Below are 12,116 nucleotides of genomic sequence, written 5' to 3'. Positions count from 1 at the left end.
TAAATTAGGAGCTAAAAAATCAACTCTCCTCCACATTGGTTACATTAATTTTATTACCGCAACCAAAACCAATTTCAACGTTGTGCAAGACTAAAACCTATAAACAAAGACATAAAAAACATACTTTGATTTACAGATTTTTACCTTAACTTCATGTTGTAACGAATCCTACACAACTCTCTTATCTTATAGAATGATTAAATCGTTATTTCATTATTCTTTTTTAGACTTTAGGCTAATAACCAATCTAATTGAACATTTTTCTGTCCATTTTGATTGATTCACATGATTTTTCTTGTTATCCAAATCCATTTTTTCTCCATTTAGCTTCCATTTGCTACCCACACAAGATGGCACAATTAATTGAGCATTTAAATAGCTAAAAATATACATTTTTAAAAACATAGACAAAGGTAGTAGATAAAGCTTAGATCACTGCTTGAGCAATATTAAAGTTCTTTATTTCATTTAGTTAACATTATTTTTCCTGTACTTTCTCATGTTTCCAGAGGAAAATAGGCAGTAAACTGATCACTGCAATAATGACAATAGCTATCAAATAATGGAAATAACCGAGTACATCTCCAATCACACCGCTAAAACTATAAAGAAGACCGCTAACAGTCGCCATGACTGAAACCTGAAAGGTAAAGTCTGTTCCCGCATATTCTTTTCGACTGTAATGCATGACTAGAGTCAACATAGCTACCAATAGCATTGCCGAGAATGCATCTTCTAAAGCATTGACTGTATATATAACCCAGACATTCAGCTGAATTTTTTGTTCATAGGCATAGGCTAAATAAGCATAGGCTCCTAGACTCATAATTTTAAAAACTGAAAAGCCAATTAATGCTGTTGGTCTTGAAAAGTATTTAAGCACTCCTCCTGCTATTGCCGCCCCAGCGAGTGCTGCTACTGCACCGAGCATCGTGATGTAAACACCAATTTGAGTAAAACTTAATCCTATATCCACCATTAAAGGTTTAAGTAATGGCCCTGCTAAGCCGTCTGCTACTTTAAAAGTGATCAGTACCATTAACCAAGAGCGGAGCTCTTTATTTTGAGAGAAATATCTTAGGTAAGCTTTAATTTTTAGGACTAAATTTTGCTGATCAAGTTTGAGTTCGCGACTCGCATGAGAAGTATGTTGAGGCTCTTTAAATAACCAAACTGGTAGAGTGTTTAAAAATACTATGGTCGCTAATAGCAAAAAAGTGGGTTGCCATGTTAACCAGTCTAAGCACCAAAGTACGGCGCCTCCCCCAACAATAAAACCTAACCGCGAACCAATGACCTGAAATGTATTGCCCCAATGCTGCTGATCATGTTTTAACAAGTTGACTGCTAAAGCATCGGTAGCAATGTCTTGTGTTGCTCCAGTTAAGTTCATAAAAAGAAGGGAAATAAAAAATGCGAATAAATAAATAGGTTGATCTAAAGCTTGAACAGGGAAAAAAGACAAAATACACAGTACACCCACAGTCAAAAACTGAGTAGGTAGAATCCAACTACGATAATGTCCTAAACGGGAAAGTGCGTGTCGGTCGACCCATGGCGCCCAAAAAATCTTGATTGACCACGGCAACATTAATAAGCCAAAGCCACCAATGTGGGCAAGTGAAACTCCTTCTGCCCTTAAAATCACAGGTAAAGCATGGGTCATAAACCCAACAGGCAGTCCTTGTGCCCAATATAAAGAAAATAGCAGAAGATAAAGATTTTGCTGCCGCAACATAGAAACCTACTTTTTATTTGTTTAATGAGGAATAACATCAAATGTCATGTTGTTCTTACATTTTGCCAATGAAGCATATATTTCAAAAGATTAAGATAAAACTAGGACAAGTTAAAATTTAAAAAAATATGGATCAACATTTCCCTAATTTACCTGATTTAGTACCTCAACGCGGTACTGCTTTAAGCCGAGCGCTATTTAAAAAACTTTTTTTAGCGCAAGGTTGGACAATTGAAGGCGAAGTTCCTAATTTGCCAAAAGCAGTGGCGATTATTTCCCCCCATACTTCCAATATTGATGGATGGTATGGCTTTCTTGCGATTTTCGGATTAGGTATCCAAATTACGGTCCTAGGTAAAGATGCCCTTTTTAAACCACCATTTAAACGAGCTTTAGATTGGGCTGGAGTTATTCCAGTTAAACGTGACACAGCCAATGGACTTACTGAGCAAGTCGTTGCAACCATTCAAAAATATGACAAGATCTGGATTGGAATGGCGCCCGAAGGCACACGTAAAAAAGCAAAAAAAATGAAAAGTGGTTTTTACCATATTGCTGCAAAAGCCAATATTCCCATTGTGATGTTTTCTTTTGATTATGATCATAAGACGATTCACTGTTTAGGGCACTTAAACCCAAGTGGCAACTACGACGAAGATCTCACCAAGATTTTTGAGCGTTATGAAGGAAAAATTTCACCTAAAAATCGTAATTGGCTTGCCGAACCTTTACAAAATCTAGTGAAAAAAACCTAGCAAAAATTGAGCAAATCTGGTCTCATGAGCCCTCTTAATTTATCTCGACGTAGATTATTTTTAAAGATGAAAATTGCTCAATTTGCCAGTATTGGATTTATCTCTCTAGCACTATTTGGCTGTGATAAATTTAGCAAAACACCAACACCGACAACCTCAATGAAAGCCCGTGAACCTGTGATTGCACTTGCTTTAGGTGGCGGTGGAGCAAAAGGATTTTCACATATTGGTGTAATTAAGGTTTTAGAGTCTCACGGAATTAAACCTAAAATTGTCACGGGTACCAGTGCCGGTAGCTTTGTTGGAAGTATCTACGCAAGTGGACAAACGCCTTATCAATTGCAAAGTCTGGCTTTAAAGTTACAAGAGTCAGATATCCGCGATTTAACACTTAATCGTCAGGGTATCATTCTTGGACAAAAGTTACAGGACTACGTTAACCGTAATGTAGGCAATAAACCGATTGAGAAGTTCCCAATCCGTTTTGCTGCCGTGGCAACACGCCTTGATAATGGTCAAAAAGCTGACTTCATTAAAGGTAATGCAGGCCAAGCCGTACGTGCATCTTGTAGTATTCCAAATGTGTTTGTACCAACAACAATTGGCAAGCAGAAATATGTAGATGGTGGATTGGTTAGCCCAATTCCTGTTAAAACTGCTCGTGATATGGGTGCAGATATTGTGATTGCTGTTGATATTTCTGCACGTCCAGCAGGAAATCGCCCAGCCAATATGTGGGGACTACTGGATCAAACCATTAATATCATGGGTCAACAAAGTATTAATGAAGAGCTCAAGCAGGCCAATGTTGTCATTCAACCTAAAGTTGGTCATCTAGGTACCCTTGATCTCAAATCAAGTAACCAAGCAATTTTGGAAGGCGAAAAAGCAGCTCAAGCGCAAATACGCCAAGTTGAAACTGCAATTGCAAACTTCAAAAAATCTCCAGCTGCGTTTAAGCCTGCACCACGCCCTAAATTCTAATTGAGGTGGTTTTTTTCTATCCACACTCCCCATCATCTGCTACAGTGGTAAAAGTGATATTGAGTCACTTTTACCCATCATAAAGATATATAAAAGAGCAGATCTATGGAGTTTGTTATACAACCTTGGCACTGGTTTGTATTGGGTATCTTACTTATTCTTTCTGAACTGATTCTACCCGCCTTTGCCGCGCTTTGGTTTGGTATTGCCGCCATTATGGTGTGCTTTCTCTACTGGTTATTTCCAGATATTAGCCTCACAACGCAAATTATATTGTGGATAGTTCTGTCAGTGCTATGCACCATTCTTTGGTTCAAATTTATTAAACCATTATCAATTGATAAGACTAAGGCGGGATTACCCCGTGAAGCGACTATTGGTCAAATTGGTATGGTGATTCAAACCGGTCTCGACCATGATCAAATTATCGTTCGCTTTCCAATGCCCATTTTAGGGGCTGATGAGTGGAACTGCCGAAGCACCACACCAGTCAAAGTCGGTGATCGTGTTAGAGTTATTGATATTTCGGGTAACGACTTAATTGTCCAGTCCCATGGTACTTCATAAACATTAAAGATAAAGAGAGGGTATTTTCATGCCAGTCGGTACTATTATTGTTTTAGCCTTTTTGGCTTTTGTGGCTGTCACCATTTTTAAAGGGGTTCGTATTGTTCCTCAGGGTTATAAGTGGATTGTTCAACGTTTAGGGAAATATCATTCTACCCTTAATCCGGGGCTTAATTTCGTGATTCCCTATGTTGATGAAGTGGCCTATAAAGTTACCACTAAAGATATTGTGTTAGATATCCCATCTCAAGAAGTGATTACGCGCGACAATGCTGTATTACTCATGAATGCTGTGGCATATATTAATTTAACCACACCAGAAAAAGCGGTCTATGGTATTGAAAACTATACATGGGCAATTCAAAACCTTGTACAAACTTCATTACGTTCTATTGTCGGTGAAATGGATCTAGATGATGCTTTGTCTTCACGAGATCATATTAAAGCGAAGCTCAAAGCTGCGATTTCTGATGATATTTCAGATTGGGGGATCACGTTAAAAACTGTTGAAATTCAAGATATTCAGCCCTCTTCTACCATGCAAGCTGCCATGGAAGCTCAAGCTGCGGCAGAACGTCAACGCCGTGCGACAGTAACGAGAGCTGATGGTGAAAAACAAGCTGCAATTTTAGAAGCTGATGGTCGCTTAGAAGCATCCCGCCGTGATGCAGAAGCACAAGTTGTTTTGGCAGAAGCTTCACAAAAAGCCATTGAGATGGTGACAAGTGCAGTGGGTGATAAAGAAACGCCTGTTGCTTATCTGTTAGGTGAACAGTATGTCAAAGCAATGCAAGATATGGCGAAATCGAGCAATGCTAAAACTGTGGTTTTACCAGCAGATGTTTTAAATACAATTCGCGGAATTATGGGAAAACATAATTAATTTAGTTACATTTAATACGTAATTGAAATCAAAACGGCGACTACTATGTCGCCGTTTTTTTATCTTTTATATTATTGGTTTTTTAATCTTTTCTGATCTTTCAAAGGTAGTTTTTTTACAACCAAATCATAAGAATCCTGAATTAAATCTTGAAGTAAATCGCTTGTTAAGTTCTTATGCGGTGTAATCGAAATCCAGTGCTTTTTATTCATGTGATAGCCTGGAATAATAAATGAATAGAGCTCCTGATATTCCTGACTTTTATACGGATCACATTTGACATTAACTATTTTGACGTCAGCTACTTCTGCTGTCAGCATGAATATTTTTTCTAAAATTTTAAAAACTTCATAGTCTGGACCAAATGGATGGTCCTGTTGGCTAAAAGGAAGATTGCGAGCGATTTCAATTGCAGCTTGATGAAGCTGAGCACCATTCATTCTTTTCTCCCTTATTCATTGAATATGAATAGAAGTTATGAATATTGATTTAATATTATTAATTGGTACGTGCTAAAAGGAATTGTGAGATATCTACTAATTCTTTGGCATTATTACCAAAATGAGCTAAAGCTTCAAAAGCTTGATCATGCAATTCTTTAGCATAGACCTTTGCTTGTTCGAGCCCCATTAAGGCTGGGTACGTCGATTTTTGTACTTGTTCATCCTTACCTGCGGTTTTACCCAAGGTTTCCGTACTCGAAGTAATATCGAGAATATCGTCTAATACTTGAAAAGCCAGTCCAATGGTCTGCCCATATTGACGCAACTTTGGAATTGCTTGATCTGTTCCAGAGAAAATGGTCACGGCACCCATCATAATAGCCGCTTGAATGAGCGCACCAGTTTTATTACGATGGATATTTTCAAGTTCGTCTTGAGTGATTTTCTTGCCTTCAGCTTGCAAATCTAAAACTTGTCCAGAGACCATTTTAGAGCTGGCAGTTGCTAAAATCTGCATTTGTTTTAGTACAATTGCGGCATCGGTACCCTGCCCTTGTTCATCAAACAAACGGCTACCTAAAACCTCAAAAGCCATTGATTGTAAAATGTCGCCTGCAAGCAAAGCCGTATCTTCACCAAATGCAACGTGACAAGTCGGCTGACCACGACGCAGTAAGTCATTATCCATACAAGGCAAATCATCGTGCGCTAGTGAATAACAATGGATAAGTTCAACTGCAACCGCAGCACGGCGGGCCGCAGCAAAATTTGGATTTGGCTGTAAAGAAGCAGTGGCATAACACAAAGCCGGACGCACACGTTTTCCACCAAGCATAACTGCATGGTGTACTGCACTTTTTAGAGGTTCTGGAATTGAAAATGCAGCCAGTGTCGTCAATAAATCTTGTTGAATACGTTGTTGAGCTTGTTTTAAAACATCCGCATTAACTTGAGAGAGTGATGACACAGTCGCCTCGATAAAATCAGTAGAGAAATTTTATTGAATGTCATGAAGCATTCATGCGCTACATCATACACGATTCACTGTTAAAAGTGGGTGATGAGTTTTTGAAGGCAACTGTAAAAAAGCCTCTACATAATTGAGAGGCTTTTTCTTATTTAACAACTTTTAGAAGCTGTCACCTGGAACGCGTACCCAACCTTCCATTAACACACGTGCACTACGGCTCATAATGGCTTTTTTCACGACCCATTGATCATTAATCAGTTCCGCTTGAGCACCAACACGTAATGTTCCAGATGGATGTCCAAAACGTACTGCTTCACGTTCTCCACCACCAGCCGCTAAATTTACTAAAGTGCCTGGAATGGCAGCTGCTGTGCCAATCGCAACCGCTGCTGTTCCCATCATCGCATGGTGTAATTTACCCATCGACAAAGCTCGAACCAATAAATCGACATCACTCTCTGAAACTGACTTACCGCTTGAAGCTGTATAGTTTTTTGGCTTAGAGACAAAAGCAATTTTGGGTGTGTGCTGACGAGCAGCCGCTTCTGAAATATCTTTAATTAAACCCATCTGCACCGCGCCATAGGCACGAATTTTTTCAAAACGTGCTAGTGCAGTTGCATCACTATTAATATGATCTTGCAACTCTGTACCTTGGTAACCCAAATCTTCTGCATTTAAGAAAATGGTTGGAATACCTGCATTAATGAATGTCGCTTGGAAACGGCCAATATCAGGAACATCTAATTCATCAACGATATTTCCTGTCGGGAACATATCACCGCCTTCTTCACCGTCATCGGCTGGGTCTAAAAACTCAATTTGAACTTCAGCGGCAGGAAACGTCACCCCATCCAGTTCAAAGTCCCCAGTTTCTTGAACTTGACCATTGGTAATAGGCACATGAGCAATAATAGTTTTTTGAATATTTTTTTGCCAAATTCGAACCGTACATAGGCCATTTTCTGGTATACGATCGGCATCAACTAAGCCATTTGAAATCGCAAAAGAACCAACAGCCGCGGTTAAATTACCGCAGTTACCGCTCCAATCTACAAAAGCTTGATCAATTGAAACCTGACCAAACAAGTAATCGACATCATGATCTGGCTGAGTGCTTTTAGCAAGAATAACGGTTTTACTCGTACTCGAAGTAGCACCACCCATTCCATCAATTTGTTTTCCATAAGGATCCGGACTACCAATGACACGTAGTAACAGCTGATCTCTTGCTTGACCTGCAACTTGAGCTCTTTCCGGCAAATCATCAAGTTTAAAAAAGACACCTTTACTAGTTCCACCACGCATATAAGTTGCTGGAATTTTAATTTGCGGTACTGAGCTCATATCAACTGTTATCCTTACTATTATGTTCTTCTATATCAAAACAAGCATTCTTGTTTACCCTTCTCTTCATCTTAAATTGTTTTAAGGCCAAGAGATAGCGATCTGCTTTATACATCAATCGTATTGACGCGAGCATATTTTGTGAATTTAACAATGCTCTTGCAATGACTTAATCTAAGCAAAATCTAAGAAAAAAAGTCTATCTGAAATTATATTTTTTAGAGTACTTTTCACTCGAAATAGAAATATTAAAAGCAAGATTATGATTTTAAATAGTTTTTACAATTACTTTTCAGTCACTGCTTATTAATTTGTAGTCTAGGCTAAAATAACTCCATCTATTAGAATAATTTACTTATTCATAGTGAGTGAAGACCTTTGACCAACGAATCTTCTACACTTCAACGAGGACTAAAAAATCGACATATCCAATTAATTGCTATGGGTGGAGCAATTGGTACCGGATTATTTTTAGGCTCGGCGCAAGTGATTCAATCTGCGGGACCATCCATTATTTTAGGATATGCCATTGGTGGCTTAATTGCTTTTTTAATTATGCGCCACCTGGGAGAAATGATTGTTGAAGAACCTGTTGCAGGATCGTTCAGCCATTTTGCGTATAAATACTGGGGGAAATTTCCCGGATTTTTAACCGGATGGAATTATTGGATACTCTACGTTCTGGTTGCGATGAGCGAACTCACCGCAGTGGCCAAATATATTAATTATTGGTGGCCTCATATTCCAGCGTGGACGTCTGTCTTATTTTTCTTTGTCGTGATTACGGCAATTAACCTAACAAACGTCAAATTTTATGGTGAGTCCGAATTCTGGCTCGCTATTATTAAAGTTGCTGCGGTCATCTCTATGATTGTTTTTGGACTCTATTTGCTATTTACAGCAGATGTAGGCTCAAATATTTCATTTAGTAACCTTTGGTCTCATGGTGGATTTTTTCCAAATGGCTTTAGCGGCCTCTTCTATATGTTGGCTTTCTTGATGTTCGCCTTTGGTGGTATTGAACTGATTGGTATGGCCGCAGCAGAAGCAAAAGATCCGAAAAAAACGATTCCAAAAGCAATTAACCAAGTCGTTTTCCGTATCTTGATTTTCTATATCGGTTCATTGGCAATTTTACTTTCATTAGTGCCATGGAACCAATTAGATCTTGGCGGTCTCGACAAAAGTCCATTTGTTATGATTTTTAGCCAAATGGGTATTGGTTGGGCTGCACACTTACTTAACTTTATTATTTTAACTGCTGCTCTATCTGTTTATAACAGTGGGATGTTTGCAAATAGCCGTATGCTCTACAGTCTTGCTCAACAAGGGAATGCACCAAAAGTTTTTGCAAAAACCAATAAACAGGGGGTTCCTATTCCCGCTGTTTTACTTTCTGCTTTATTAATCTTTGGTTGCGTTCTTTTAAATTACTTTGTACCTGAAGATGCTCTTGGACATCTCATGTATGTTGTAGTTGGTGCACTTGTTCTAAACTGGGCAATGATATCAATTACACATTTGAAGTATAAACGCTTTGTTAAGCACGCGAATATTAAGACTTCTTTTCCAGCGTTATGGTCACCTTTTAGTAATTACTTAGTTTTAGCCTTTATTGCTGTGGTTCTCTATATTATGTGGACTCAAGGCTTCAAAGAGTCAGTAATGATGATCCCTATTTGGATTACGGCAATGCTCGTACTTTTTGACTATTTAAATCCTAAAAAACTAGATTCCATTGTGAATCCTGAAGAATAAATAAATCTAAAAAGCCATTGTCTAGACAATGGCTTTTTTATTTAAAACTATAAGATTAAAGCCATATCTGAATCTCAGTTTAAAGCCACCGTTTCGTATCATCAGCGACTGGTGTGCCATGAATAACGTGCATAATCATTGCATGAGCAATACTGCCTTTAAATGGAATTTCAGGTAATTGATTAAATTTGAAAAACTGAGCATCGCTAAGTTCTTTCTCCTGAATTTCAATTTCGCCCGCTTCATATTCAGCTTTAAAAGCCAACATTAAGTTACTCGGAAATGGCCATGGTTGACTCGCCAAATACTGAATATTCTTAATGTGTAATCCAACTTCTTCTAATGTTTCACGTCGCACAGCATCTTCTAGTGTTTCCCCTACCTCGACAAAGCCAGCGATTAAACTGTACATCTGGCTCGTATTTCTGGCATTTTTAGCCAGCAAAATCTCGTCCTCTCCACGTGTAATAATAGTAATCACACAAGGATTAACTCTAGGATATTGACTAAAGTTACATGCTGGACAAGTCATAGAATATTCAGTCTTATGCTGTTGGGTTTTATGTCCGCAACGGCTACAAAACTGATGATTACGACGCCACTCTAGCAACTGAAAAGCGCGACTTGCCTGCTCAAACTGAGGTTTAGTCCAATACTGTAAGAGTTGGCGAATGGGTATAAACTGATATCCATTTGGTATAAGTTCGCTTTCTTGGAAATCTCTTGCTATTACTAGAGGGTCTGCTTGTATAGGTAAATCATATTCCTGCTGTTCAAGGCAAGGTAGATTAAAATTCGCATCAACCAAAAGTTGTTGCTGCTGAAAAATATAAGCAATAGGAAGGTTGTTGGTATCCATTTATATACTCGAGTGAAGAACCTTTCGATGGCCTCTATGGCTCCTTCAAAAGGATCAAGCTTAAACATATTTTTTAAAAATCTTACGCATACTGGCAAACATCTTCAATTTATTTAATTTGTATCTTTTTGATTAAAATCACATTTTATTCACGCACGCTATGCTTTTAAGTTATATCTATGACTTTATAGCTAACTGACCAGTGATGAACTTAGAAGCTCTGCTTCACATAAAATTGATCTCTGAAAACTTAAACTAGTTTTAGTTCCATCTCATGAAGCAAAAATATGCGATTTGGTTTAATTCTGGGTGATCAATTAAATCACCAACTCGCAACGCTCAAGTATTTAAACCGGAATGAAGACGTTATCTTGATGGCTGAAGTACTTGAGGAAACATCTTATGTTGCTCATCATCCACAAAAAATAGCGCTGATTTTTAGTGCAATGCGTCACTTTGCAAAAGAATTAAAAGCACAGGACTGGAAAATCCGTTATCACACATTTAAGCGCGAAAGTCATATAAAAAAGTTAGTCGACTTTATTGCTTTGCAGCAGCAACACTTCTCGGCGAATACTCTCGTCATTACCCAATGTGGTGAGTATCGCTTACAACATGAAATCGAAACTTCATGGGCTAACAAGCTAAAACTACCTGTTATGTGTCTAGAAGATGATCGCTTCTTTTGTACTGTAGAACAATTCAAGCGATGGGCAAACAAATATAAAACGCTAAGAATGGAATACTTTTATCGAGAAATGCGCAAGCAAACTCACTATTTAATGCATGACCAACAACCCGTTGGCGGGCAATGGAACTTTGATCAAGCCAATCGAAAAGCATGGTCAGGCAATCCATCTTTGCCATCAAAATTAGCCTTTGAGCATGATCAAATTGATATAGATGTTATTCAACTGGTCAAGAAAGAATTTTCACAACATATCGGCAATATCAACTCCTTTCAATGGGCAACTACCCGTCAAAATGCCCTACTTGCTCTAGATCATTTTATCTCTAACATCTTACCTCACTTTGGCGATTATCAAGATGCCATGGTTTATGGTTCAGATTTTATGTTTCATAGTCTGCTCTCACCTTATTTAAATTGTGGATTGTTGTTGCCAAAAGAAGTGTGTGACGCTGCTCAAACAGCCTATTACAGCGGACAGGCTCCCTTAAATGCAGTAGAAGGATTTATTCGGCAGATATTAGGGTGGCGGGAATATGTGCGTGGAATATATTGGTTATCTATGCCTGACTATAGTGATCAAAATACCCTTCATGCCAGCACGCCGCTGCCACAATATTATTGGACGGGTAATACAAAAATGGCATGTATGGCCGAGTGTTTCAGAAATACCTTTGCACATGGCTACGCTCACCATATTCAGCGTTTAATGATTACAGGCAACTTTGCACTTTTAGCAGGTGTAAATCCATCAGAAATTTGCGAATGGTATTTAGCTGTCTATGTAGATGCTTATGAATGGGTCGAATTACCGAATACATTAGGCATGGCCATGTATGCTGATGGCGGCATCATGGCAAGTAAACCCTATGCTGCATCAGGTAATTACATACATAAAATGTCAAATTATTGTCAGCAGTGTACATATAACGTCAAAACAAAAACTGAACCAGACAGTTGTCCATTTAACAGCTTGTATTGGTATTTTATGAGCCAGCATGAGGCCATATTTCGTCAAAATCCCAGAATGGCTATGGTCTACAAAAACCTTGATCGTATGAAAGATAAAGCTTCTGTCATGCAGCATGCAAAGTTACTTATTCATCAACTTGATGAGCTTTAAG

At 38.4% G+C, this 12,116-nt stretch carries 12 protein-coding genes; 6 read left to right on the top strand and 6 right to left on the bottom strand.

Going from position 1 to position 12,116, the window contains the following annotated elements; all coding sequences use genetic code 11:
- Positions 1–213: 213 nt before the first annotated feature.
- Both F928_RS05335 and F928_RS05330 read right to left on the bottom strand, forming a co-directional pair.
- Positions 214–405: a hypothetical protein gene (locus F928_RS05335; protein WP_005804665.1), complete on the bottom strand. Its 192-nt coding sequence runs from the start codon at positions 403–405 to the stop codon at positions 214–216.
- Between the two features lie 73 nt (positions 406–478).
- The gene (locus F928_RS05330; protein ID WP_002116253.1) at positions 479–1,738 is read right to left on the bottom strand and encodes an MFS transporter; all 1,260 of its coding nucleotides are present in this window, start codon (positions 1,736–1,738) and stop codon (positions 479–481) included.
- A 128-nt stretch (positions 1,739–1,866) separates the two neighbouring features.
- On the opposite strand from F928_RS05330, the gene F928_RS05325 reads away from it, so the two are divergent.
- The 4 genes from F928_RS05325 (at position 1,867) to qmcA (ending at position 4,927) form a co-directional block, all read left to right on the top strand.
- Positions 1,867–2,493 carry a lysophospholipid acyltransferase family protein gene (locus F928_RS05325; protein WP_002116508.1) on the top strand — a complete coding sequence of 209 codons (627 nt, stop codon included), beginning with the start codon at positions 1,867–1,869 and terminating at the stop codon, positions 2,491–2,493.
- A gap of 66 nt (positions 2,494–2,559) precedes the next feature.
- Complete coding sequence (locus F928_RS05320; RefSeq protein WP_002116244.1) at positions 2,560–3,477, top strand: patatin-like phospholipase family protein; 918 nt, start codon at positions 2,560–2,562, stop codon at positions 3,475–3,477.
- 105 nt (positions 3,478–3,582) lie between these two features.
- Positions 3,583–4,044 (top strand): NfeD family protein, encoded by a 462-nt coding sequence (locus F928_RS05315; RefSeq protein WP_002116499.1) that lies wholly within the window; start codon positions 3,583–3,585, stop codon positions 4,042–4,044.
- Between the two features lie 28 nt (positions 4,045–4,072).
- Positions 4,073–4,927, top strand: coding sequence for an SPFH domain-containing protein (gene qmcA / locus F928_RS05310; protein ID WP_002116544.1), 855 nt, complete (start codon positions 4,073–4,075; stop codon positions 4,925–4,927).
- Between the two features lie 71 nt (positions 4,928–4,998).
- Here qmcA and F928_RS05305 read toward each other — a convergent pair whose 3' ends face one another.
- The 3 genes from F928_RS05305 to prpF all read right to left on the bottom strand — a co-directional run bounded on the left by F928_RS05305 (position 4,999) and on the right by prpF (position 7,687).
- Positions 4,999–5,367 (bottom strand): MmcQ/YjbR family DNA-binding protein, encoded by a 369-nt coding sequence (locus F928_RS05305; protein WP_002116325.1) that lies wholly within the window; start codon positions 5,365–5,367, stop codon positions 4,999–5,001.
- Between the two features lie 58 nt (positions 5,368–5,425).
- A complete protein-coding gene (gene ispA, locus F928_RS05300; RefSeq protein WP_005072853.1) occupies positions 5,426–6,337 on the bottom strand; it encodes a polyprenyl synthetase family protein in 912 nt (303 codons plus the stop codon).
- Between the two features lie 162 nt (positions 6,338–6,499).
- Positions 6,500–7,687: a 2-methylaconitate cis-trans isomerase PrpF gene (prpF, locus tag F928_RS05295; protein WP_002116337.1), complete on the bottom strand. Its 1,188-nt coding sequence runs from the start codon at positions 7,685–7,687 to the stop codon at positions 6,500–6,502.
- Between the two features lie 378 nt (positions 7,688–8,065).
- On the opposite strand from prpF, the gene F928_RS05290 reads away from it, so the two are divergent.
- Positions 8,066–9,445, top strand: coding sequence for an amino acid permease (locus F928_RS05290; protein ID WP_002116340.1), 1,380 nt, complete (start codon positions 8,066–8,068; stop codon positions 9,443–9,445).
- 79 nt (positions 9,446–9,524) lie between these two features.
- On the opposite strand, the gene nudC is transcribed toward F928_RS05290, so the two are convergent.
- On the bottom strand, positions 9,525–10,304 hold the full coding sequence (gene nudC, locus F928_RS05285) for an NAD(+) diphosphatase (protein WP_002116282.1): 780 nt from the start codon (positions 10,302–10,304) through the stop codon (positions 9,525–9,527).
- A 287-nt stretch (positions 10,305–10,591) separates the two neighbouring features.
- Here nudC and F928_RS05280 point away from each other — a divergent pair, with 287 nt between their 5' ends.
- Entirely contained in the window at positions 10,592–12,115 is a 1,524-nt protein-coding gene (locus F928_RS05280; RefSeq protein WP_002116547.1) for a cryptochrome/photolyase family protein, read from the top strand.
- Position 12,116: the final 1 nt, after the last annotated feature.

The sequence above is a fragment of the Acinetobacter pittii ATCC 19004 = CIP 70.29 genome, assembly GCF_000369045.1.
Lineage (GTDB): Bacteria > Pseudomonadota > Gammaproteobacteria > Pseudomonadales > Moraxellaceae > Acinetobacter > Acinetobacter pittii.
Note: the sequence above shows the minus strand (reverse complement) of the source record. Positions and strands in the feature narration are given on the sequence as shown.

What these genes read in the sequence shown, in the direction of transcription:
- F928_RS05335 (WP_005804665.1), bottom strand. Translation starts at nt 405, where the DNA reads ATGTTTTTAAAAATGTATATTTTTAGCTATTTAAATGCTCAATTAATT.
- F928_RS05330 (WP_002116253.1), bottom strand. Translation starts at nt 1,738, where the DNA reads ATGTTGCGGCAGCAAAATCTTTATCTTCTGCTATTTTCTTTATATTGG.
- F928_RS05325 (WP_002116508.1), top strand. Translation starts at nt 1,867, where the DNA reads ATGGATCAACATTTCCCTAATTTACCTGATTTAGTACCTCAACGCGGT.
- F928_RS05320 (WP_002116244.1), top strand. Translation starts at nt 2,560, where the DNA reads ATGAAAATTGCTCAATTTGCCAGTATTGGATTTATCTCTCTAGCACTA.
- F928_RS05315 (WP_002116499.1), top strand. Translation starts at nt 3,583, where the DNA reads ATGGAGTTTGTTATACAACCTTGGCACTGGTTTGTATTGGGTATCTTA.
- qmcA (WP_002116544.1), top strand. Translation starts at nt 4,073, where the DNA reads ATGCCAGTCGGTACTATTATTGTTTTAGCCTTTTTGGCTTTTGTGGCT.
- F928_RS05305 (WP_002116325.1), bottom strand. Translation starts at nt 5,367, where the DNA reads ATGAATGGTGCTCAGCTTCATCAAGCTGCAATTGAAATCGCTCGCAAT.
- prpF (WP_002116337.1), bottom strand. Translation starts at nt 7,687, where the DNA reads ATGAGCTCAGTACCGCAAATTAAAATTCCAGCAACTTATATGCGTGGT.
- nudC (WP_002116282.1), bottom strand. Translation starts at nt 10,304, where the DNA reads ATGGATACCAACAACCTTCCTATTGCTTATATTTTTCAGCAGCAACAA.
- F928_RS05280 (WP_002116547.1), top strand. Translation starts at nt 10,592, where the DNA reads ATGCGATTTGGTTTAATTCTGGGTGATCAATTAAATCACCAACTCGCA.